The following is a 23,340-nucleotide window of genomic DNA, read 5'->3' on the forward strand; positions in this document are numbered from 1 at the left end:
CCAAAAGTTGTTAGGTTTACTTAAAAAAAATATTTTTTCATCTAACGTAACATAGATACCTAACAGGTTTTGGAAACCTGTTAGGATACTTAATATTCAAAACCTTATTTCACAACCTCAACCCAGAATCCTTTTGTTCTCGCTAAGAAAGTATTATCATACATCGCTTCACATTGCAATCCAGGCAAATAATAATTTCCTAAATACGATGCGTTTAACAGAATCCTGAAAACTTTTGTTTCTCCTGCTTTCATTCCGAAATAGAAATTAGTTCTGTCGTCACGAATATCAATATAATCCGCAGTATTGTTTACGGCGTCTCCATAATCTGTGAAACGAGTATTTACAATTTCGAATCCCGAAGGCAGAATTTGAGATAATGCGACATTCTGAACACTTTCATTTCTTTGGTTTTTAATCGTAACCTCAGCAATAAATTCTGTTCCCTGATTAATTTTTGAAACATTAATTACGCTTCCTTTTCTGTTTTTGAAAACAATATTGGCAGAAACATCATTTTGAACTGCATTTTCTTGTCCAATTGGCAATATTCCAGTATTCAGTACGCGAACATAAACCGTATTATTTTTAATGTTTTTCAATGTAATACTGTTTGTTCCGCTAGCAGCAGACAAACTGCGGTCAGCAATTGTTTTTTGCGTGTTTATCGTTTCTCCTTTACCATTTTTACTAAACTGAATATTAATTCCTTTTGGCCCATTGCTTACTGCAAATTTCGACATCGAATACAAACAATAAGCTGTTGTCTGTGTACTCATCCATTGATTCGCTGACATTTCTTTTGCCAGTTTTGAAGCCGTTGTAAATGCTTTTTGTTTTTGTCCCAAAAGCAGTAATGTTTCTAAAGCCATTGCACGGTTTCTTTCACTTGAGCCATAATAGTAATAATTATATCCGTCTGAATCGCCGTCAATACTTGTTTTCAGAAACAAACTTTGTCCAGCCGATTTTTGTCCTGCTAAAACATACGCTGCTGCCAAACGAAGTTTACTTTCGTTCGAAATGCCTTTTGTTTCTCGTAATCTGTTCATTGAAGACAAATCAGCATTTCCGGCTAAAGCCAAAGTATATAATCTGTAAGCCTGAGCGAGATCGTTGCCGTATTTTTGTTCAAAACGCCATTGTTTTGCTTCTTTCTGCTGATACGACAGCCATTTTGATTTGAAATTAATTGGCAATACATATCCTTTTTTCTCGGCTTCAATCAAGAAATGTCCCGCGTAAGATGTTCCCCAGTCATCTGCAACGGCGTTTCCTTGCCAATAAGGCATTCCACCGTTAGACAATTGGAAATTTCCTAATCTTGCGATTCCAGCAGTAATATTCTTTTGAATCAAACCTTTGCGAACAGCATCAATATCAGCAACATCAGCTAAATACAATTGCGGGAAAACAGATGAAGTTGTCTGCTCTACACAACCATGCGGGTATTGAATCAAGAACTGTAATCTTCCATTCAAATTCATTGACGGCATTGACGAAACTTCTAATCTGGCTTTATTGCTTCCGGCCACTCCAAATGTTTTCCACGAAAGTGTTTTAGTACTGTTTGGAGGCAGAACGACATCGACAAAAGTACTTGTAACCGGATTCGGATTGGTCATATCAATTTCTACATCATAACTCGATTTTTCATTTCCTGAAGTTGCGATAACCTGCACTTTAGCTATTCCAGTTGCAGCACCTACAACCAAATTGAAATACGCCATTTTTTCATCAGGCGAAGCAAAAGTCAAGGATTGCGTTGCGCTTCCCATTACTTTTAAACCGTTGCTTGTTTTAATTTGAATCGAAACGTTTTTAATGTTATTCTCCGTTGCAAAAACAGTAACCGGAATTGTTACTTTCTCTGAAGGTGAAATTTTTCTTGGCAACGAAGCCAAAACCATCAACGGACTTTTAACGGGCGTCGCTTTTTCGACACTTCCATAAGCACTTGTATTTGCATCGCCAGCAACCACCATGGTTCGCACTGAACCAATATATTTTGGTAATTTTAATTGATGCGATTTCGTTTGCCCTTTTTCTAATTTAAATGGTCCGTAATACAATACAACAGGTTTAAAACGGTTTGCTTTCTTAGCTTTTCCTCCACCTAAATCCTGATCTCCACCAATACTGAAAATCTGATTTATTTTTCCACCATACGCGCCAATTACATCATCATAAATATCCCAAGTTTTTACGCCTAAAGCTTCACGAACATAAAAACTATCCCATGCATTTGGTGTTTTAAAACGAGTTAAATCTAAAAGTCCTTCATCGACAACAGCAATTGTATACGTCATTTCTTTACCTGATTTTTCTCCTACTTTCACTGTAAAAGGTTGCTCTGGTTTCAAAACATCAGGCATATTAATCGTTGGTGCCAAAATTGTGTTTTTATCTACAACTTCAATAGGGACAATTCCGTACATACGAATTGGCGAATCATTCTTAGTTGAAGCGTGAGGCTGCAGTAATGTAATATTGAAATACACATTTGGAGCCATGGCCGAAGTAATTGGAACCTCAACTTTTGTTTCTCCTTGTTTTGTTTTTGCCCAAATCGTCTGTACTACTTTTGATCCGTTTTCGATTGAAATCAACGCGCGTCCGCCTTCACTTGAAGGAAAGGAAATTTGTGCTTTTTCACCAACGGCATAATTTTTTTTATCTGTAGAAAAAACTAGCATATTGGCAGTTGAAGCATCTCTGTTTCTTGTTTTTCCAGACCAAATTGGCCAGTCAATATTGACTGTCAAAGCAGTTGCATGTCCGTCTGTATTATCTGAAACACGAATTAGGTAACGTCCCCACTCTTCATCGGTTAAAGAAAACTGAACACTTCCTTTTCCACTTGAATCAGTATTAACTACGAAAGTTTTATATGAAGTTGTCGCATTCGAAGAATTATAATTTGATAAATTATCGCTTGAAGCGTCCCACCACCAGCGCCAGTCTACTTTGAAAACTTTTACTTCTAAGTTTCGTACTGATTTTGGTCTTCCGTTTTCATCAACCGTAACAATGTCAAAACGATTTGCAGTTCTGGTTTCAAGCATATTATACTTGTTAAGTTCCGGAGATTTAATTCCGACATACGTTTTATACGGAGAATAAGTTGTCGAAATAACATCAGTACTAAAATCACCTCCTTCTTCATACACTTTCGTTATAAATGAGGCGCGCAACATTCCCGGTGCCTGACCTTGCAATTTTGGCTGAATATTTACAGATGCTTTTCCGTTTTCATTTAATTTTCCAGAGAAAACATTGATTTCTTCTGTGCTGAATTGACGCACCAAATCATCAAAACTAAATTTCTCGTATCCTTTAAAAGTAGTAGTTTGCTGAGAAAATTTCGCCTGCATTTCTACATTCAGATTTTTAGCAATCGCACCGTGAAGCCACGTCACTTCTAGATTATCAGTATTTGGATAAGATGATGAAAGCGTTTTTCTGGTAAACGTATTTTTGATTTTTAAACGATTCGGCTTAATTGTTTCAATCTTTATGCTTTTATAAAATTTCGCTCCTCCCACGCTTACCATTGCTTCCCAATTTCCTGTTGGTGCATCTTGGTTTGTAGGAACCGTAAAGGCATAATGATTTAGTTCATTTGTTTTTTGAACCGTTTGATAAACCGTTTTTCCGTTCGGATCATTTAATCTGAATTTAATCGGATGTGATTTTGGCAATTTATTCGAGGCATCATTTAAAATAAAAGACAAATACAAATTATCGCCCGGACGCCAAACGCCACGTTCTCCATAAATAAAGCCTTTTAACCCTTTTTGCAGTGTCTCACCCGCAACATCAAAATTACTTACAGACAACGAAAGTCCGTCATCGAGTTTTACGTAAGTTGATTGCTGACCCAAAGTCACAATTGCAAAATACGCGAATTTATTCAGCTGGAATGAAGCAATTCCTTCACTGCTTGTTGCCTGAGTTCCTATTTTCTGCTGTTGAAAATTATATAAATCAACTCTAGCATTCGAAACTGGTTCTGTTGTAACAATATTGTTTACAACAAACACATACGATTTATTTTCTCCTCTTTTTGCAATGACACCCAAATCTGTTGCTAAAATATTGGTTGCAATTTTGGAGTTGTAATAATACGAACTTGAACAAGGATCCTGACTTTCTCTCCACTCATAATCATCATAATAATAATCGTCGTAAGAGTTGCCGCTATAGTTCACGTCGTTTTCATCAACTTCTTCTTCCTCTTCATCATTTTGATCTCCGTCTGAAGTTTCACATTTATAAAGCGAATATTTCTTTTTGAAAGCAAATTCAACTCTATAAATTGCTCCTGGTTCTGGCGTAATAAGTTTGGATAAATCCAATGCAAATGTGTTCCATTTAGTCGGATTTATAAGTTTGCTTTCAATCAAATTCAGTGTTGTTTTGGCAATAGGCTGCGCTACTTTTTTGAGATTTTGACCTCCGTTTAATTCATTATACTGAAGAAACTGCAGAATATTATTTTTATATATTTTATAGACCTTCACATCAACTGCGCTCAAGTTTACCGCTTCAAAATTCAATTTTAAATTATTTGAACTTGGCAGAATTGTTCCGTTTTTAATAAAGCGTACATTTGGTTTTATCTGATCAAAAGATATTTTTTCAGAATAATTAGCCTCCATTTTTTTGCCGTACTGACTCTCAATTCCCTGAAAAACTTCAATCAGTAAATCTCCTACCGCAATTTGTTCTGGTTCGGCTTCAGCTTCATCATTTTCAACTACTTCTATAGGTTCTGAAATTGCTGTTGCTGCGCTGTCCACCACAACTGCTGCTGAATCTACAAGTGAAACTGTGGTTTCTTCAACAGGAACTACAACTTCTTTTTTTGCAGGCGTTTTTTCATTATTGAAATAAACTTTAAGCAGATTTCCTTCTGTAGAAAATTTTAAATTATTGGTATTCTGAATCGAAACTAATCCTTTAAAATCCTGTCCTTTTTCAAGAGGTTCAGAAAAATTAATCAAAACCGACTGGTTATTTCCATCGGGAACTTCAACTTTTACGATTTTAAATTCGTTTATATTGGTAATCGGAAAATCAATTTGTCCTTTCTGATCAATATCAAAATCACTTCCATCATAAAGAATTTCTAAATTTGTTGCTTCAGAATAACGTTGAATACTGTCAATTATAAAATTGAATTCTTTGCCAAAACCTGATTTTTTCTCAAATTTAATTTTAAGATTATTTCCCTTTTGTTTCGCTTCGACTAACTTTTTAGCTGTTTCAACATCAATATTATCAGCTGTTTTTAAAACGCAGTTTAAATATTGAAATTCTTTACTATACGACTGAATATCGGCCGTATTAATCGTAAAATCTTGTTTTATTGTTTTGACTGTAAAATTGAATTCAGAAAGGTCTTTTTCTTTCTCTATTGGAAGTGTAATAAGTTTATTCAATTTCAAAGTTACCTGATATTCTGTACCCGGTTTCAGCTTTTTTTCTGGAATAAAAGCAATTGTATTTGGCGAAAGTGCCACCACTTTTCCGTCAACGCTTGGCGAAATGTCAAATAAATCGCTGTCTAAAACCTGATTGGCTTTCCATTCTTTTTTATCAAAAGCCAAAACAACCCTAATATCAGATTCCGACGAGACTATTCCCCCGGTGAAACTGACTATATACTCTTTAAATAATGAAAAATCAGAATTAAAATCGGCTGCTGATTTTCTGCCGCAAGATTGAAAAATAAAAAACACACAAAACACGAGAACTAATCCTTTTGCTTTCACTTTTATTTAGAGTTAATGGGTTACAATTTTTAAGAAATCAGAGAACATTTTAACATTTGACTGTTACATCCTATAACTATCAAATGATTAATATATTGTAGTAAATATAAAATATTTTCTGAGCTTATTTAAGAAGAAATTTCTTTAAGAAAAATATTTAACTTTTGTTGAAGTTTAAAAGTTGTTTTTAACCCAATTTATGAACAATCTCGGCTAGATAGGCCTACCTTTCACTTTCTATGAATATAAAAAATGGGAATAGATTCTACTTTAGTTACGAATCCATTTTATGATATTATTTACGTCTTTCTAGAAAAAAACGTTTCATTAAATCTGCCGCTTCGTTCGCCATAATTCCAGACACAACAGTAGTTTTTGGATGCAGTTTTGTCCCCATTGCAATAAAACCACGCTGTTCATCGCGTGCACCAAAAACGATTTTTGAAATCTGACTCCAATACAGCGCACCTGCACACATTTGACAAGGTTCAAGGGTTACATAAAGCGTACAATCCTTTAAATATTTTCCGCCCAGAAAATTTGCAGCTGCAGTTATAGACTGCATTTCGGCATGAGCGGTGACATCGTTCAATAATTCAGTTAAATTATGACTGCTTGCGATTACTTTATTAGCCACTACAATAACGGCTCCAACAGGAATTTCGCCTTTATCAAAAGCTATTTCAGCTTCCTGCAAAGCTTTCTTCATAAAGTATTCGTCGGTGAAAGGATTTATCATAGTTGCAAAAATACGGTTTTGAAATAATTTTTATTACATTTAATTTCTGATATCTGAATATGGAAAGAAAACATAAAATAACCATTCCAGAACCCTGCCATGAAAATTGGGATGAAATGTTTCCCAAAGACAATGGCCGTTTTTGTATGAGCTGTTCTAAAACGGTTGTAGACTTTACATCGATGATGCCAGATGAAGTTCGCCATTATTTCGTTCAGAATCAAAATGAGAAAATCTGCGGAAGATTTAGAAAATCGCAATTAGATACAATCACAATTCAAATTCCTAGCCGTGTTTTATACACGCAGACTCAATATCACAAAATGTTTTTGCTGGCTTTGTTTATTGCCATGGGAACAACTTTATTTAGCTGTCAAGATAAAAATGGAGACAAAAAAGAAATTACTTCTATAGAAATTGTTGATAATGTTGTGCAAAATCAAGATGAAAATAATGTTCATTCCTCTTGTTATGGACATCAAATCGAAGCTAAAAAAGTAAAATCAAAAAATACTATAGAGAGAACTGTTATGGGGAAAATAATTCCCCCTAACACCATCGAATCGGGAAGTTTTGCATATCACACAATATACAATTCAACTGATTTAGATGTTTCACCAGTTCCAGAAAATGGAATGAAAAAGTTCCTTGAGTTTTTTAAACAAAACTATGTTATCGCGAAAACTACAGAAAAATCTAAAGGAAGAGCTTTTGTTGTATTTGTTATAGAAGAAGATGGTACTTTAAGTAATTTCAACATCTTTAAAAATACATCAAAAGAAATTGGAGAAGAAGCCATTAGAGTTTTAAAAACAGCTCCAAAATGGATTCCCGGAAAGCTTAGCGGCAAAATTGTCCGTTCTTCTTATATTTTACCAATCACAATTAAATAATGGAAAGAAATCTTAAAATTACAATTCCAGAACCCTGCCATGAAAATTGGGACGAAATGACCCCAAAAGACAATGGCCGTTTTTGTATGAGCTGTTCTAAAACCGTTGTTGATTTTACGTCAATGCTTCCGGAAGAAATTCAACAGTATTTTATTTCACATAAAAATGTCTGTGGAAGACTTAAAAGTGAACAGTTAAGTGAAATAAATATTCAGGTTCCGTCTCAAATATTACACAGTCAAATCCATTATCAAAAAATGTTTTTATTGGCACTTTTTATAGCAATGGGCACTACATTATTTAGTTGTCAAGACAAAGACGGAAATAAGAAAAAAATAGATAAAATTGAAGTTGTAGAAGAGGTCAAACCAGAACAACATGCTACTACTGGAATTATGGTGACTCCTATAGACAAACTAAACGCCGAAGAACATTCTGAAGAACCTCAATCTGGACATTACGGAATTATTTATAATGCAAATGATTTAGACGTTGCAGCTGTTCCAAAAAATGGAATAAAAAAATTCAATTCTAATTTTTCAAAAAATCTTATCACAGCAAAACAAGGAGAAATATCCGTTTTATTTGTAATTGAAGGCGACGGAAGTCTTAGCAATTTTAATATACTAGAAAATACAACGTCAGCAAGTGAAAAAGATATTATCGGAATTTTAGAAAAAACTCCAAAGTGGATTCCGGGTAAACGAAAAAATAAAATTGTTCGCTCCACTTACACTTTACAAATTCCGTTTAAGTAATAAGAATGAAAAATAAAATAACCATTCCAGAACCCTGCCATGAAAATTGGGACGAAATGACCCCAAAAGACAATGGCCGTTTTTGTATGAGCTGTTCTAAAACCGTTGTTGATTTTACGTCAATGATGCCAGATGAAGTTCGCCATTATTTCGTTCAGAATCAAAATGAAAAAATCTGCGGAAGGTTTAGAAAATCGCAATTAGATACAATCACAATTCAAATTCCTAGGCGTGTTTTATACACGCAGACTCAATATCACAAAATGTTTTTGCTGGCTTTGTTTATTGCCATGGGAACAACTTTATTTAGTTGTCAGGATAAAGACGGAAATAAGAAAAAAATAGATACAATTGAAGTTGTTGAAGATACTGATAAGAATCAAAATGAGAAGCTGAAACAAATTCCGCCACCACCACCGCCGCCACTTGAAAAAAATGCTAATCACGAAAATTCAGAAAAGCTCCATAAAATGATTAGTGGAGAAGTAATCCCAGAAAATCGAGCAACTAATGATGTGAAGTCCAAAAATAAAAAGGCAAAACTTTATTCTTCTGCTGAAAAAATAAGCTGTGAAAAAACAGCTAAACAAGATTCTATTGTAGAAGAAGATAATACTTTCTATATGGGTGCAGCTATTGAAACGACAGCAAGTTATCCTGATGGAATTGAGAATTTTTATCATTCCTTTTTAAAAGAATTTGAACTGCCTGAGGAAGTTGAAATTCCAAAAACGCCAATTATAGTTTCGTTTGTGATAGGGAAAGACGGCTCTTTATCATCATTTGATTTCCCAAAAAACACAGATCCAAAAATAAAAACTGAAATAATACGAGCCTTAAAAAAATTGCCTAATTGGGAACCAGGCACACAAAACGGCAAGAAAACCAGAATAAAATACAGCATGCCAATAGCATTTCAATAATGCCATTCTTAAAACTCTCTACAATAAAATTAAATTTAAAACCGTAAATTTGCTTTTTACCTTACAATGAAAAGCAATTTACTTTCAAATATATACAATCCCGCTGATTTACGTTTACTCAACGAAACTCAATTACCACAGCTGGCTAAGGAATTACGAGATTTTATAATTGATATTGTCTCTGTAAAAGAAGGCCATTTAGGAGCCAGTTTAGGAGTTGTAGAACTTACAATTGCTTTGCATTACGTTTTCAATACGCCCGAAGATTTATTGGTTTGGGACGTTGGCCATCAGGCATACGGACATAAAATTTTAACTGAAAGAAGAGAAAATTTTCACACAAACAGACAAATAAACGGTATTTCTGGCTTTCCTAAAAGAAGCGAAAGTATTTATGATACATTTGGAGTTGGGCATTCTTCAACTTCTATTTCGGCAGCGCTCGGAATGGCGATCGCTTCTAAACTAAAAGGCGATTTTGACAAACAGCATGTTGCAGTAATCGGCGATGCTTCAATCGCAAGCGGAATGGCTTTTGAAGGCTTAAATCATGCCGGCGTTACTGATGCTAATATTCTCGTAATACTAAATGACAACGCCATCGGAATTGATCCAAGCGTTGGTGCATTAAAAAAATACCTGACTGCAGTTAAAAATGGAAAAAATCCGAAGCAGAATAACATTATCAAATCGCTTAATTTTGATTATTCGGGACCAATTGACGGACATGATTTTCCAAAATTAATCAAAGAATTAAATCGCTTAAAAAATATAAAAGGACCAAAATTCCTGCATATTGTTACTACAAAAGGAAAAGGTTTGCAACAGGCTGAAGAAAATCAGGTGAAATACCATGCACCGGGAAAATTTGACGCTTCGACCGGAGAAATTCATATAAAATCAGAAGAAAATCTTCCTCCAAAATATCAGGATGTTTTTGGCTTGACTATTTTAGATTTGGCCAAAAAGAATGAAAAAATTATAGGAATCACACCTGCAATGCCATCAGGAAGTTCATTAAAATTTATGATGGATGAATTGCCTCAACGTGCTTTTGATGTTGGAATTGCCGAACAGCATGCGGTTACACTTTCTGCAGGAATGGTCACGCAAGGCATGATCGTGTACTGCAATATTTATTCAACTTTTTTACAGCGTGCTTACGATCAAGTGATTCACGACGTGGCCTTGCAAGATTTGCCCGTTATTTTCTGTCTCGACAGAGCCGGATTAGTTGGTGAAGACGGCGCAACGCATCATGGGGTTTTTGATATTGCTTATTTAAGAGCAATTCCGAATATCATTATCTATGCACCAATCAATGAAATTGAACTTCAAAACATTTTATATACGGCACAATTAGGACTAAATCACCCAATCGCGATTCGATATCCGCGTGGCAGAGGTGTTTTGCCGAATTGGGAAGTAGAAAATTTCGGACATTATGAAAAAATTGAAATTGGTCCGGCAAAATGTCTAAAAGATGGTACGAAAGTTGCTGTGCTTTCGACCGGAACAATTGGAAATAATGTTATTGAAGCTTTACAAGAATGTGGCAATCCAGGCACTATTGCTCATTACAGCTTCAGCTTTATTAAACCACTAGACATCAATGCATTAAAATACATATTCTCCACCTTTGAAAAGATTATCACAATTGAAGATGGGGTTAAAAATGGCGGTTTTGGAAGCGCTGTTTTAGAATATGGAGCAGCAAATAATTTTAAAAATAAGATTGAAATTTTAGGTATTCCTGACCATTTTATTGAGCATGGAAGCATTCCGGAACTGCAACATTTATGTAAAATTGACGTTAAAAGTTTAATAAATCTTTTTTCAAACGATTCAAAATAATTATTTTGCACAACCAAAAACTAAAATAAGCCTAATGAAATTATTGCGTTCTACCCTTTTGCTGTTATTGCTATTGTGTACTTCACATAACTTTGCTCAAATTATACAAACTACTTTAGACCCAAATCAACTGCCGAAACTTCCATCAAACTGGACTAAAAAAAATCAGCTGGGTTTTGATATTTCTGAGATCGCATTTGTGAATTGGAGTGCAGGGGGAACAAGTTCAATTTCTGGATTATTTAAAGGCGAATTTGGAAGAACCTATGCCAAAGGAAATCATAAGTGGGTAAACGAACTTATTGTTAAGTACGGTTTAAATAAACAAGACGGAATTGAATTAAGAAAAACTGATGACGCTGTTCAATTCAACTCAACTTACGGTTTTAGAAAAGACACCGTTTCAAACTGGTACTATTCTTCAAAATTAAATTTCAATACACAGTTTACAAACGGTTACAATTACCCAAACCGAGACGTTGCGATTTCGAAACCATTTGCGCCAGCTTACATTTTCCTTGGAGCCGGAGCTGAGAATTCAAACAAAAAGAAAAATAGAACCTTTTATTTCTCACCAATCACATTGAAAACTACTTTGGTTTTAGATCAATATTTGGCAAATCAAGGAGCGTTTGGGGTTAAAAAAGCAGTTTACATTACAGATCCTGCTGATCCAAATGCTAAAATATTGGTTGAAGAAGGCCAGAAAGTAAAAGCCGAATTTGGTATACTTGCGACAGGATATATGAAAACAGAGATTTATAAAAATGTTTTCTACGAAAATCGTCTGAGTTTATATACCGACTATTTAAATAAATTTGGAAACGTCGATGTAGATTACGACACAAAATTAGATCTTGTTGTTAATGCTTACGTTAAAGCAAATATAGGTTTGCATATTGTTTATGATGACGATATTAAAACTAAAAAAGATGTTATTGACCCAACTACTGGAGCAAAATCACAGGTTAACGACGGACCAAGAACGCAACTACGTCAAGTTCTGGGCGTTGGTTTAGTTTATGCTTTTCAGTAAATAAATTCTTCTATAAAAAGAAACACGCCATAGAATTTAAATTCTATGGCGTGTTTCTTTTTATGCAAATATCAGATTATCTCTTTTTATTCCCCTGAATCATTTCATATAATTCTAACGCATTCCCATCCGTCAAAAGCGAAACATAATGACAAATATGAAGCAGACGCTCGTATAAATTACCCTTTTCTAAATGATGTTTTTCAGGAAGCATTTTCAGAATCAGCTTATCGTAATTTGACGCTGTTCCTTCATATTTGTTATTAAATGCCGTAATAAATTTATCTAATAAAGTCTGGATAATTTGGTAGCCCACAATTTCTTTCTCAATAACTTCACGACTTTGATAGATTTTCTCAACACTTAAATTAATAATATCATTCATCTGCGCTTTGTATTTGCTTTTATCCGTTAAAGCAAAAGGGAAATTTCCAGCCAAAATTGCTTCTTCATTTTCAATAAAAACATCAACAGCGTCATTAATCAAGGCACCAATGGCCAAAGCACGCAAATAACTGATTCGGTCTTCTTTTGTTTCTAATAATTTGTATTTGGCAACGCCAATATTATCTTTTACCAGTTTAATTAAGTATTCTAAAGCATAATCTTCAGAAACCAAGCCTAAATTTATTCCGTCTTCAAAATCAATAATGGTGTAGCAAATATCATCAGCAGCTTCAACTAAATAAGCCAAAGGATGTCTTTCAAAACCAATATCGCCTTCTCCTTTATTCGCAATCATTCCCATATCCTGAGCGACTTCTTCAAAAAACAATTTATCCGACTGAAAGAAACCGTATTTTTTATCCGAAATATTGGTCGTCGGTTTTTTAGGAAGACTTTCTTTTGGGTATTTCATAAAAGCGCCAAGAGTCGCGTACGAAATTCTAAGTCCGCCTTCAATTCCTGGACGGCTAGCTGTAAGTACCGAAAATCCATTGGCATTTCCTTCAAAATCAATTAAATCCTGCCATTGCTTTGCGGTAAGCTTGTCTTTATATTTTAATCCTTTTCCGATTGAAAAATATTCACCAATTGCTTTCTCTCCCGAATGCCCAAAAGGAGGATTCCCGATATCATGTGCTAAAGAAGCTGCCGCAACAATAGCTCCAAAATCATTCATATGATAACCATGAATTTCTTTTAAATAAGGATATTTTTCAATGATTTTTTTACCAACCAAACGCCCTAAAGACCTTCCTACAACAGAAACTTCTAAACTGTGCGTTAATCTAGTATGCACAAAATCTGTTTTTGAAAGCGGAATAACCTGAGTTTTATCCTGCAAAGATCGAAATGCCGATGAAAAGATAATTCGGTCATAATCGACCTCAAATCCTAAGCGCGTATCATCTTGTTCTACACGTAATCTTTTGCTTGTATCGCCTTGACGTTTTAATGATAAAAGTTGTTCCCAGTTCATTTTGATATTTTAGATTGTAGATTATTGATTTTAGATTTGAGGATCTAAACATCAAAAATACATTTTATTTTAAGATTTTATACTCATTAAAATTCCAATGCTGTACTATGCTTAATTTCTCCCATTACAAAAATACTATTGGTATTCCCTATATTTTCGATCGTTGACAATTTATTCATTACAAAATCCTGATAACTAGCCATATCCTTTACTAGGATTTTCAGCATAAAATCATAATCGCCGGCAATATTATAGCATTCAATAATTTCAGGAAGTGCCACAATATCTTTTACAAAATTGCTTCCTACATTTTTTGCATGTTCTTTTAATCGAACATTGCAAAAAACCGTCATGCCCCGATTCATTTTTTGTTTATCTAATAACGCTACATATTTAGTTATAAAACCATCTCTTTCTAATCGTTTTATGCGTTCATAAACTGGCGTTACGGTCAAAAATAATTTACTGGCAAGGTCTTTTGTATTGATATTTGAGTTTTCCTGAAGATGTTTTAGGATCAACAAATCGGTTTTATCTAGGTTTTCCATAGTTTTTTTTACTGCTAAAGATTCATTTAAAACACATTCACAGTAATTAAATCTTTTAAAATCGAATTTAAAAAAACATTTTACTGAAATAATTCTCAAATATAAGTTTTAAAATCCATTAACATAAATTTGTTCAGTAAAAAATACTGAATCAAAAAATGAAAACAAACAACTTAGGTTACCCACGAATTGGCAGCAATAGAGAACTCAAAAAAGCATCTGAATTGTACTGGGCTGGAAAAATTTCTGAAGAAGAACTTATTGCATCTGGTAAAGAAATCCGAAGCAAAAACTGGCATTTACAAGCTTCTGCGGGCGTTGATTTAATTCCGTCAAACGATTTCTCTTTTTACGATCAAGTTTTGGATTTGACTTTAACCGTTGGCGCAATTCCTGCACGTTATCACGAATTAGCAAAAAACAATTCGGCTCTAGATTTGTATTTTGCAATGGCAAGAGGATCACAAAAAGAAGGTCAAGATGTTGTAGCAATGGAAATGACAAAATGGTTTGATACTAATTACCATTATATTGTTCCTGAATTCACTAAGAACCAAAAGTTTGAATTGTTTTCTGAAAAAATAATCAATGAATTTAAAGAAGCTAATGCTATCGGAATTAAAACAAAACCGGTTTTAATTGGACCCGTTTCTTATCTATTATTAGGAAAAGAAAAAGAAGATGGTTTTCATAGAATTGACCTTATTGATGCTTTACTTCCTGTTTATTTCGAAATTATAGAAAAACTACAATCCGAAAACGCCGAATATATTCAATTAGACGAACCTTTCTTGGCACTAAATCTTACTGATAAAGAAAGAAATGCTTTCACGAAAGTGTATAACGAAATCAACGCTCGCTTTCCAAAACTTAAAATTATTTTAGCGAATTATTTTGACTGTTTTGGAGAAAATCTGGAAACAGCTTTGGCTTTGCCTGTTGATACTTTTCATTTAGATTTGGTTCGTTGTCCGCTTCAATTAGATGATATTTTAGAATCTGGAAAATTGGCATCCAACGTAAATCTTTCCCTTGGAGTTGTTGACGGAAGAAATATCTGGAAAAATGATTTCAAAAAATCATTAGAAATAATCAAAAAAGCAACTGATGCTTTAGGCGAAAATCGAATTTTAGTTGCGCCATCTTGTTCTTTAATTCACAGTCCGTGCGATTTAGATTTAGAAACTAATGACGAAACACTAACGCCAGAAATCAAACAATGGCTGGCTTTTGCGAAGCAAAAAATCAATGAAATTGTAGTTTTAAAACAATTGTCTGCTTCAAACGATATTGACGTTACAAACTCTATTGATTACGAAAGAAACGTAATTGCAAATGAAAACCGAAAAACTTCAAAATTAATTCATAATAGTGAAGTTAAAGCGCGTGTTGCCGGAATTACAGCTTCTGATGACCAACGAAAAAGTGCATTTTCTGTGAGAAGAAAAAGCCAAATCGAAGCTTTAAAATTACCATTATTCCCAACAACCACAATTGGATCTTTTCCTCAAACTGCTGAAGTGAGAAGCTGGAGAGCAAAATTTAAAAAAGGAGAATTATCTACCCAAGAATACAACGATTTAATCGAAAAAGAAACCGAAGCCACAATTCGTTTTCAGGAAGAAACCGGAATCGACGTTTTAGTTCACGGAGAATTTGAACGTAATGATATGGTGGAATATTTTGGAGAGCAATTATCCGGATTTACGTTCACTAAAAATGGCTGGGTTCAAAGTTATGGAAGCCGTTGTGTGAAACCTCCAGTTATTTATGGTGATGTCTCAAGACCAAATCCCATGACGGTAAAATGGTCAAAATATGCACAGTCTTTAACTCCAAAATGGGTCAAAGGAATGCTTACGGGTCCAGTTACAATTTTACAATGGTCATTTGTACGTAACGATCAGCCTCGCTCTGAAACTTGTACGCAAATCGCTTTGGCCATTCGTGATGAAGTTGTCGATTTAGAAAAATCCGGAATCAAAATCATTCAAATTGATGAACCAGCCATTCGCGAAGGTTTGCCTTTAAGAAAAGAAGAATGGGCTAAATATCTAGATTGGGCAGTTCGAGCGTTCCGCATTTCTGCAAGCGGAGTAAACGACAACACGCAAATTCACACGCATATGTGCTACAGCGAGTTCAATGACATTATTCAAAACATCGCCGATATGGATGCTGATGTCATCACAATTGAATGTTCACGTTCGCAAATGGAACTTTTAGATGCTTTTGCCAACTTTAAATATCCAAACGAAATTGGCCCTGGAGTTTATGATATTCACTCGCCTCGCGTTCCTTCAAGCCAGGAAATGGTAAAATTATTAGAGAAAGCTTCGGCCGTAATCCCGGTAGATCAATTATGGGTAAATCCAGATTGCGGACTAAAAACCCGTCATTGGGACGAAACTAAAAAAGCTCTAATTGAAATGGTTAAAGCGGCTCAGGAAATGAGAACTGCAGTTGAAAACCCTGTCATTTAACACTTTATTTAGATATAATTTTTGTTTTTTTATGTCAGCAAGTGGAGCTCGAAATTAGTTATGATTCGGTTTTGAGTTCACTCTTGCTGGCATTATTTTTTGTAGCAGAAATTTCGTTTTCATAACATGTTCAGTCCCGCTATCCGCTTTATCTTTTATGGTCTCGTTAAAGAAACGAGACCATAAAAGGATACCGCTTCTATCGGGGCTAGACTAGAACTTTATATTTTTAAAAGACCTTTTAGTTAAAAAAAAAAAGCATCCGCCGTGGCGGATGCTTTCTAAATGAAATAAAACCTAAGATTAGAAGTTTTTAGAAACTCCAATATTAAATGTCTGACCGAAGTTGAAGTAGAATTTACTGTAATCAGCTCCATTGTTGTCAAAACTTAAAGTTTCGTATCCTAAACCACCAATACTGAAGTTTAATCCGAAACCTTTTTTCATGTTAATAAAAAGAGCCGGAGTAACACCTACATACATACCATCAGCTTTGTCTTTTGAAAAAGCATTTCCAGGACCGTAGGTTTTATTTTTTAAATTTTGGAAACCTGCTCCCATATCAGCAAAAACAGAAAAAGTTTGGCTTAATGGCACAGAGTAACGTACAAATGCTCCCATTTTGAATCGGTTGTCTTTTTCTTCAATACTTCCGTTGTCAGTAGTAGCTGAACTAACTGTAAACTCTCCTCCTACTGTCCAGTTATCATTAAATTGGTAACCTACTTTTGGAGAAAAGCTAAATGTGCTTGCTTTTGCTTCGCTAAATTGGTATTCTGATTTTTCAGAAGTGTAGCCAATGTTTCCACCTACTAAGATTGTTCCTTTTTGAGCGTTTGCAAAACTGCAGATAGCTAGGGCAGCTATCACTAAAATTTTTTTCATGATTTGGGTATATTTAAATTTAGCATTCCCTTAACAATAACGATGCCGTGAATAAAGGGCTCTCCTATTTTTTATCATTATTTTTAAAAGACAAAATGTAGTAATCGAAACTATTTCTGTTTACTTTTGCAGTAAATAAAAAGTCAATGTCGATAGAAGTAAACAGCATATCAAAAAGTTACGGAGAGCAAAAAGCTTTAAATGAAATTTCTTTTAAAATTGAGAAAGGAGAAATCGTCGGATTTCTTGGTCCAAATGGAGCTGGAAAATCTACTTTAATGAAAATTTTGACCACCTATTTACTTGCCGATAGTGGCTCAGCCCTTGTAAATAGTCACGATGTCATGACAAGCACTAAAGAGGTGCAACGCTCGATTGGATATTTGCCAGAGCATAATCCGCTGTATTTAGATTTGTATGTGCGTGAATATTTGGCTTTTAATGCTGATGTTTATAAAGTTCCAAAATCAAGAATTGAAGAAGTAATTCAACTGACAGGACTGACACCAGAAAGTCATAAAAAGATAAGCCAGTTGTCAAAAGGATACCGCCAGCGCGTTGGACTTGCCAATGCCTTACTTCACAATCCTGATGTTTTAATTTTGGATGAACCTACTACAGGTCTGGATCCAAATCAGTTAATGGAAATTCGAAATGTTATTAAAAATGTGGGAAAAGATAAAACCGTTTTTTTATCGACACACATTATGCAAGAAGTTGAGGCGATTTGTGACCGTGTCATAATTATTGACAAAGGACAAATTGTAGCCGATAATAAATTAGATCATTTAGTCTCTGCCAACAAAGAACAAGTTATTGAAGTTGAATTTGATTATCAAGTTGAACAACAGCTTTTGGCAAAACTAGAAAATATAACTTCATATGTTAACACGCATGACATGACGTGGGAGCTGACTTTTGTAACCGAGAAAGATATGCGTCCGACAATCTTTGATTTCGCAAATGAAAATGGTTTAAAAACACTACAGCTAAATCAGAAAAATAAAAACCTAGAAGCTGTTTTTAGAGAAATTACAAAGTAGTACTTTAGTCACTATAAAAAAGAAAAAACCAATTTGTTCTAAATGAACAAATTGGTTTTTTCTTTTTTATATCTAACTCTTACGATTTTCTTTCTTTTCAAACGCGTGTTATTGACTCGTTTTCAAACGATTACTATTTTATATTCTTTTTTTTATCTATTTTTATTTAGACTTGATATAAATAGTGTTATATTTGCAAAGAGAAATGGTATAACTTCATACTTTAATCAACCTTTCGATTCTTGTTTTTTGTTTTTTTTTGTGTTAGTAAAGAGCCTGTTTGTAGTTAACAGGCTCTTTTATATTTTTTGAAGCTTTATATTTCAAGATCTAAAATTGAAGTTTTCATTTCTTCCATAATAATCTTAATATCATCTTCGGTTGTTCGCCAATTCACAAAAGAAGCTCTGATTCCTTTTTTATTTTGATAGAATGTCGGCGTCATAAAAACCTTTCCTTTATCATTCAAAATCGTCAAAAACTCATTTACTTTCTCCTGATTATGATTTCCTTTTAAAGTAAAACAAACATTATTGAGACGAATTGGAGCTAATAATTCAAAACTTCCCGTCTCAATTAAAGCATTCGCAAAATGAAGCGCCAGTGCAGTACTATTTTCAACGATATCTTTAAATCCGTCTTTTCCATAAGCACGCAAAGCAAACCACGCCGGAAGTGCACGTAAACGACGTGAATTTTCAGGAAGAACATTTAAATAATTAAAATTCTCCAGCGGATTTCCCAAATAAGGTGCGTTAGAATTCTGGAAAGTTTCTACCTGTAAACTCAAATGGTCTTTTTTTACTAAATAAAAAGCGCTTTCATAAGGTACATTCAGCCATTTATGACAATCAATTGTAATACTATCTGCCCCTTCCCAGCCTTCAACTAGATGTTTGAATTTATCTGAAACAGCTGCAAATCCGCCAAAAGCGGCGTCAATATGCCACCAGAAATTGTATTTTTCTCTTAAAGCAGCAATAGCCTCAAAATCGTCGAAATCTGCTGTATTAACCGTTCCTGCACTTGAAATCAAGATAAAAGGTTTTCCGTCTAACTTTTTAATATTTTCTTCTAAATCAAATAAATCAATAGCTTCACGATTCCCTTCTATGGTTTTTACAGCTGTATAGTTTTGGCTTCCAATTCCTAACATTGACAAACATTTAATTGAGGAAGAATGAGGTGTTGCAGTTAGAATTGAAATAGGTTCAGAAATTCCATTTTTAGCAAAATCTTTTCCTGATTGTTTCCCAAACCATTGTCGAGCAACGCCTAAACAGGTGAAATTTGACATTGTAGCACCAGTTACGAAGCCACCAGAAAATGTTTCCGGCAATTGTAGCAATTGCAGTAAAAAATTAATTGTTTCAAATTCAATCAATGCCGATGCACCTCCCTGAGCTTTTACTGCCTGCGTATTTTGATCATAAACTGAAGCCAGCCAGTCACCTACTATTGAGGCAGGTGTTGAACCTCCTGTGACAAAGCCTAAATAACGCGGTCCGGGTGAAGAAACCATAAGTGGCGCAAGTCTTTCATTAAATTCATTTAATGCTGCGATTGAACCTAAACCAAACTCATTTAAAGTACTTGCCGTATCAATTGTATTTTTATTTGAAGTGGGAATCGTTTCAAGATTATTTAAAAAATCAATTCCCTGTTGTTTTGTTTTTTCTAAGATATTTTCGAAATCGTTTAGATCTTGTTGTAATATTGAATTCATAATTTATAAGGTATTAATATCCTACTAATTGTCAGATTGAGCAAAGCCGAAACCTTCCTTAGCAAGATGATAGTAAATTTTAGATTAATTATTTTTGATGAAATTTAGTAAGCTACCATTTGGTTTTTTCTGAAAATCTCGAAACCATCATCGAACAAATTACATCGCCATTTGCATTTAATAAAGTTGCAATTGGGTCGACCAGAGTTCCTAAAATCATGGCAACTGGCAAAGCTTGCTCCATTGGGAAACCATAAACGGTTATGGCTAAGATTTCGCCAATATAACCTCCATTTGGAATTCCTCCTTCGACAATTGAAACAACAACTGTAATTCCGAGTGCTAAAAGAATGGTCATCGGGTCTGAAAAATCTTTTCCAAACATGGCAAACAAAAAAGTGATTTTTAAAATGGAAGACATACTCGAACCATCTTTATGCAAAGGCGCACCAAGCGGAATTACCAGATTACGAACATGTGCCGGAATACCCATTTTTTCTGCAGCATCCAAATTGGCCGGAATAGTTGCAATACTGCTGCAAGTTCCCACTGCAGTCAATGACGGCGTAATATTATTGCTCCAAAAAACTTTAAAAGCTCTTTTTCCGCCCGCAATAACAGCATACAAACTAAAAAATACAAAGAAATAAAAGATGCAGGCCGCATAATAAACAGCCATAGGTTTTGCATAAACGCCAAACAACTGCGGCCCAAAAATACCAACCTGATAAGCAAAATAAGCTCCTAAACCAATTGGAGCAAATTTCATTATAATGTTCAAAAGCTGTTTCATTACCTCATTTCCTGAATCCAGAAAACTCTTGAATGCATTTCCTTTTTCACCAGACTGCAATGTTGCAAAACCAATTAAAAAAGAGAAAATAATTAACGCCAGCATGCTTTTTCGAGACAATAATTCGAAGAAATCATTTGCGGTAAGTAGTTTTGCAATTTGATCTCCAGCTGATCCTGATTCAATTTTTTCAAACGGAATTTTGGCAATAGCAATATCTTCATGAATAGGAAAAATATAAACAGCAAAAATCATAACAATTGCTGAAATAAGAATCGTAGCCAGAAAGACCAATATCATAATCATAAACAGTTTTCCTAGTTTTTCTGTTTTCTCCAAATTAGCAATCGAAGAACCGATTGTAAAAAATATAAGGGGAATAATAGCTGTAAAAAGCAAATTCAGAAATATATCGCCAATTGGTTTTATTACCAAAACTTTTTCTCCGAAAACCAATCCAAAAATGCTCCCGATTATAATACCGCCAAGAAGCCACAAAATACTACTGTAACTCTGCAAAAAATTGATTTTCTTAATTTCCATAAAATTTTAAGGATTATAATTCAGAAACATAAAACAAAGAATGAAAGTACTCAAAAAAAGATTGCGAAAATTGATTCGTCATTTTTTTGCCAAAGATTAAGTGCTCTAAAATGATTATTGAATCTGTTGCAAAAAAATAATTACTACTATTTCTGCAAAACAATAGTTGTATATTCTCTATCAAGCAATTCGCCTGTTTTACTTTTTACTTTTTCTGTCTGACTTTCAATGTAAACAATTTTAAAATCTGTTTTTTCAATTAGTTTTTGTGCTTTTTCGGTGTTATAAAGCTCAAATTCAAATTGCGTAAACGGAAGTTGCTTCATAAAATCTTCCTGAGCAAAAGTTAAGCAGAAATTCCCACTTGGTTTTAAAACTCTGTAAATTTCTAAAAGTAATTTTTCTGGTTCCTGCCAAAAATAAATGGTATTTACTGTAAATATTTTATCGAAAGATTCGTCTTCAAACGGAAATGCGTTTCCGTCGTAAAGCGAAAAGAATGCTTGTTTTTGAGAGACAAAATTTCGATTGATCTGACGCGCTTCCTGAAACATCAATTCCGACATTTCGAGTCCGTAGTATTTCAGGTTTTCGGCTTGTTCAAATATAAATTCTACATGGCCAGCATTTCCATGGCCTAATTCTAAAATAGAATTCCCGTCTTTTATATTTAGATTTTGAACAGAATGACGCGTCATGTTGATGTTGGTTTCATGCATCATGTTGGCCATTTCTATCCCTTTTTGTCCTGTTGGATGTTTTAATTGAGAGGCGATTGCTTGTAATTCTTCTTTTTCCATAATACAAAAATTAAATTTCAATTAAAATTCCAATAGCAACTACTGAGTCATTGCGAGGAACGAAGCAACCTCACTAACAAAAGCACAAAAGATAAGCAAAGTAAGATTGCTTCGTTCCTCGCAATGACATTAAAAAACCTGACTCGCGATCTGGCGAATATTCTCCGATTTTCCCATTGAATAATAATGTAAAAACGGAACTCCTGCCGCTTTTAATTCAAGAGACTGCTGAATCGCCCACTCGATTCCAACTTGTTTGATTTCAGCATTGTTTTTGCATTTGTCAACAGCATCGATTAAATCTTCTGGAAGATCAATTCTGAAAATCTGCGGTAAAACTTGCAAGTGTCTTTGAACAGCGATTGGTTTAATTCCAGGTATAATCGGAATTGTAATTCCCATTTCTCTGGCTTTTTCTACAAAGGCAAAATATTTTGAATTGTCAAAAAACATTTGTGTTACCACATAATCTGCTCCGGCATCAACTTTTTCTTTTAATCTTTTTAAATCAGATTGTAAAGATGGCGATTCTAAATGTTTTTCAGGATAACCCGCAACACCAATACAAAAGTCAGCTTTATTATCAATATCCATTACTTCGTGCAGATATTTTCCGCAGTTTAGATCGTTGATTTGGCGAACCAAATCTATTGCATAATGATTTCCACCAGCTTTAGGCACAAAAGATTGTTCGTCTTTCATAGCATCACCACGAAGCGCCATGACATTGTTGATTCCTAAATACTGACAATCCACCAGCATATATTCGGTTTCTTCTTGCGTAAATCCGCCACAAAGTAAATGCGGAACGGTATCTACATTGTATTTATGTTTTATAGAAGCGCAAATTCCAAGCGTTCCCGGACGCATACGAGTCAATTTTTTATCTAAAAGTCCGTTACCGCGATCAATATAAATATACTCTTCACGAGACGTTGTTACGTCAATAAAAGGTGGTTTAAACTCCATTAACGGATCGATATTGTCGTATAATTCCTGAATACTTTTCCCCTTTTGAGGCGGAATAATTTCAAATGAGAATAATGTTTTTCCTTTGGCGTTTTCTATATGTTCTGTTACTTTCATTCTTATTTTTTGTTTCAAGTTTTTTAAGTT

16 protein-coding genes are annotated in these 23,340 nt (G+C 34.3%); 7 read left to right on the top strand and 9 right to left on the bottom strand.

Features of this window, described 5'->3' with window-relative positions; genetic code table 11:
* Nucleotides 1–104: 104 nt before the first annotated feature.
* Nucleotides 105–5,777 (bottom strand): alpha-2-macroglobulin family protein, encoded by a 5,673-nt coding sequence (locus tag EV145_RS00340; protein WP_133523265.1) that lies wholly within the window; start codon nt 5,775–5,777, stop codon nt 105–107.
* A gap of 295 nt (nt 5,778–6,072) precedes the next feature.
* Nucleotides 6,073–6,516 (bottom strand): nucleoside deaminase, encoded by a 444-nt coding sequence (locus tag EV145_RS00345; RefSeq protein WP_133523266.1) that lies wholly within the window; start codon nt 6,514–6,516, stop codon nt 6,073–6,075.
* A 59-nt stretch (nt 6,517–6,575) separates the two neighbouring features.
* On the opposite strand from EV145_RS00345, the gene EV145_RS00350 reads away from it, so the two are divergent.
* The 5 genes from EV145_RS00350 to EV145_RS00370 all read left to right on the top strand — a co-directional run bounded on the left by EV145_RS00350 (nt 6,576) and on the right by EV145_RS00370 (nt 11,980).
* The gene (locus EV145_RS00350) at nt 6,576–7,409 is read left to right on the top strand and encodes an energy transducer TonB (RefSeq protein ID WP_133523267.1); all 834 of its coding nucleotides are present in this window, start codon (nt 6,576–6,578) and stop codon (nt 7,407–7,409) included.
* Nucleotides 7,409–8,167, top strand: a complete 759-nt coding sequence (locus tag EV145_RS00355) for a hypothetical protein (RefSeq protein ID WP_133523268.1) — start codon at nt 7,409–7,411, stop codon at nt 8,165–8,167. The genes EV145_RS00350 and EV145_RS00355 overlap by 1 nt, the downstream gene beginning before the upstream one ends.
* Nucleotides 8,168–8,172: 5 nt before the next feature.
* Complete coding sequence (locus EV145_RS00360; RefSeq protein ID WP_133523269.1) at nt 8,173–9,090, top strand: energy transducer TonB; 918 nt, start codon at nt 8,173–8,175, stop codon at nt 9,088–9,090.
* Between the two features lie 66 nt (nt 9,091–9,156).
* Nucleotides 9,157–10,944, top strand: coding sequence for a 1-deoxy-D-xylulose-5-phosphate synthase (locus EV145_RS00365; protein WP_133523270.1), 1,788 nt, complete (start codon nt 9,157–9,159; stop codon nt 10,942–10,944).
* Nucleotides 10,945–10,978: 34 nt separating this feature from the next.
* Nucleotides 10,979–11,980, top strand: a complete 1,002-nt coding sequence (locus EV145_RS00370) for a DUF3078 domain-containing protein (RefSeq protein WP_133523271.1) — start codon at nt 10,979–10,981, stop codon at nt 11,978–11,980.
* 76 nt (nt 11,981–12,056) lie between these two features.
* On the opposite strand, the gene EV145_RS00375 is transcribed toward EV145_RS00370, so the two are convergent.
* Together EV145_RS00375 and EV145_RS00380 are read right to left on the bottom strand one after the other, a co-directional pair.
* The gene (locus tag EV145_RS00375) at nt 12,057–13,403 is read right to left on the bottom strand and encodes a deoxyguanosinetriphosphate triphosphohydrolase (protein ID WP_133523272.1); all 1,347 of its coding nucleotides are present in this window, start codon (nt 13,401–13,403) and stop codon (nt 12,057–12,059) included.
* A gap of 86 nt (nt 13,404–13,489) precedes the next feature.
* Nucleotides 13,490–13,951: an Lrp/AsnC family transcriptional regulator gene (locus tag EV145_RS00380; RefSeq protein ID WP_129053166.1), complete on the bottom strand. Its 462-nt coding sequence runs from the start codon at nt 13,949–13,951 to the stop codon at nt 13,490–13,492.
* Nucleotides 13,952–14,109: 158 nt separating this feature from the next.
* Between EV145_RS00380 and metE the strand changes: the two genes are divergently transcribed.
* Nucleotides 14,110–16,434: a 5-methyltetrahydropteroyltriglutamate--homocysteine S-methyltransferase gene (gene metE / locus EV145_RS00385; protein ID WP_133523273.1), complete on the top strand. Its 2,325-nt coding sequence runs from the start codon at nt 14,110–14,112 to the stop codon at nt 16,432–16,434.
* 303 nt (nt 16,435–16,737) lie between these two features.
* On the opposite strand, the gene EV145_RS00390 is transcribed toward metE, so the two are convergent.
* On the bottom strand, nt 16,738–17,319 hold the full coding sequence (locus tag EV145_RS00390; RefSeq protein WP_133523274.1) for an outer membrane beta-barrel protein: 582 nt from the start codon (nt 17,317–17,319) through the stop codon (nt 16,738–16,740).
* Between the two features lie 146 nt (nt 17,320–17,465).
* On the opposite strand from EV145_RS00390, the gene gldA reads away from it, so the two are divergent.
* Entirely contained in the window at nt 17,466–18,362 is an 897-nt protein-coding gene (gene gldA, locus EV145_RS00395; protein ID WP_133523275.1) for a gliding motility-associated ABC transporter ATP-binding subunit GldA, read from the top strand.
* A 316-nt stretch (nt 18,363–18,678) separates the two neighbouring features.
* On the opposite strand, the gene EV145_RS00400 is transcribed toward gldA, so the two are convergent.
* The 4 genes from EV145_RS00400 to metF all read right to left on the bottom strand — a co-directional run bounded on the left by EV145_RS00400 (nt 18,679) and on the right by metF (nt 23,310).
* A complete protein-coding gene (locus tag EV145_RS00400) occupies nt 18,679–20,088 on the bottom strand; it encodes a pyridoxal phosphate-dependent decarboxylase family protein (RefSeq protein ID WP_133523276.1) in 1,410 nt (469 codons plus the stop codon).
* Nucleotides 20,089–20,200: 112 nt separating this feature from the next.
* The gene (locus tag EV145_RS00405; RefSeq protein WP_133523277.1) at nt 20,201–21,424 is read right to left on the bottom strand and encodes a dicarboxylate/amino acid:cation symporter; all 1,224 of its coding nucleotides are present in this window, start codon (nt 21,422–21,424) and stop codon (nt 20,201–20,203) included.
* Between the two features lie 146 nt (nt 21,425–21,570).
* Nucleotides 21,571–22,224, bottom strand: coding sequence for a class I SAM-dependent methyltransferase (locus tag EV145_RS00410; RefSeq protein WP_133523278.1), 654 nt, complete (start codon nt 22,222–22,224; stop codon nt 21,571–21,573).
* A 129-nt stretch (nt 22,225–22,353) separates the two neighbouring features.
* Entirely contained in the window at nt 22,354–23,310 is a 957-nt protein-coding gene (gene metF, locus EV145_RS00415; RefSeq protein WP_073483305.1) for a methylenetetrahydrofolate reductase [NAD(P)H], read from the bottom strand.
* Nucleotides 23,311–23,340: the final 30 nt, after the last annotated feature.

Source organism: Flavobacterium sp. 245 (genome assembly GCF_004362055.1).
In the GTDB taxonomy this organism is placed as follows: domain Bacteria; phylum Bacteroidota; class Bacteroidia; order Flavobacteriales; family Flavobacteriaceae; genus Flavobacterium.

Excerpts from the sequence above, each read along its gene's own strand:
- EV145_RS00380 (WP_129053166.1), bottom strand. The coding sequence starts at position 13,951 with ATGGAAAACCTAGATAAAACCGATTTGTTGATCCTAAAACATCTTCAG.
- EV145_RS00390 (WP_133523274.1), bottom strand. The coding sequence starts at position 17,319 with ATGAAAAAAATTTTAGTGATAGCTGCCCTAGCTATCTGCAGTTTTGCA.
- EV145_RS00370 (WP_133523271.1), top strand. The coding sequence starts at position 10,979 with ATGAAATTATTGCGTTCTACCCTTTTGCTGTTATTGCTATTGTGTACT.
- metF (WP_073483305.1), bottom strand. The coding sequence starts at position 23,310 with ATGAAAGTAACAGAACATATAGAAAACGCCAAAGGAAAAACATTATTC.
- metE (WP_133523273.1), top strand. The coding sequence starts at position 14,110 with ATGAAAACAAACAACTTAGGTTACCCACGAATTGGCAGCAATAGAGAA.
- EV145_RS00355 (WP_133523268.1), top strand. The coding sequence starts at position 7,409 with ATGGAAAGAAATCTTAAAATTACAATTCCAGAACCCTGCCATGAAAAT.
- EV145_RS00360 (WP_133523269.1), top strand. The coding sequence starts at position 8,173 with ATGAAAAATAAAATAACCATTCCAGAACCCTGCCATGAAAATTGGGAC.
- EV145_RS00405 (WP_133523277.1), bottom strand. The coding sequence starts at position 21,424 with ATGGAAATTAAGAAAATCAATTTTTTGCAGAGTTACAGTAGTATTTTG.
- EV145_RS00350 (WP_133523267.1), top strand. The coding sequence starts at position 6,576 with ATGGAAAGAAAACATAAAATAACCATTCCAGAACCCTGCCATGAAAAT.
- gldA (WP_133523275.1), top strand. The coding sequence starts at position 17,466 with ATGTCGATAGAAGTAAACAGCATATCAAAAAGTTACGGAGAGCAAAAA.
- EV145_RS00410 (WP_133523278.1), bottom strand. The coding sequence starts at position 22,224 with ATGGAAAAAGAAGAATTACAAGCAATCGCCTCTCAATTAAAACATCCA.
- EV145_RS00400 (WP_133523276.1), bottom strand. The coding sequence starts at position 20,088 with ATGAATTCAATATTACAACAAGATCTAAACGATTTCGAAAATATCTTA.
- EV145_RS00375 (WP_133523272.1), bottom strand. The coding sequence starts at position 13,403 with ATGAACTGGGAACAACTTTTATCATTAAAACGTCAAGGCGATACAAGC.
- EV145_RS00365 (WP_133523270.1), top strand. The coding sequence starts at position 9,157 with ATGAAAAGCAATTTACTTTCAAATATATACAATCCCGCTGATTTACGT.
- EV145_RS00345 (WP_133523266.1), bottom strand. The coding sequence starts at position 6,516 with ATGATAAATCCTTTCACCGACGAATACTTTATGAAGAAAGCTTTGCAG.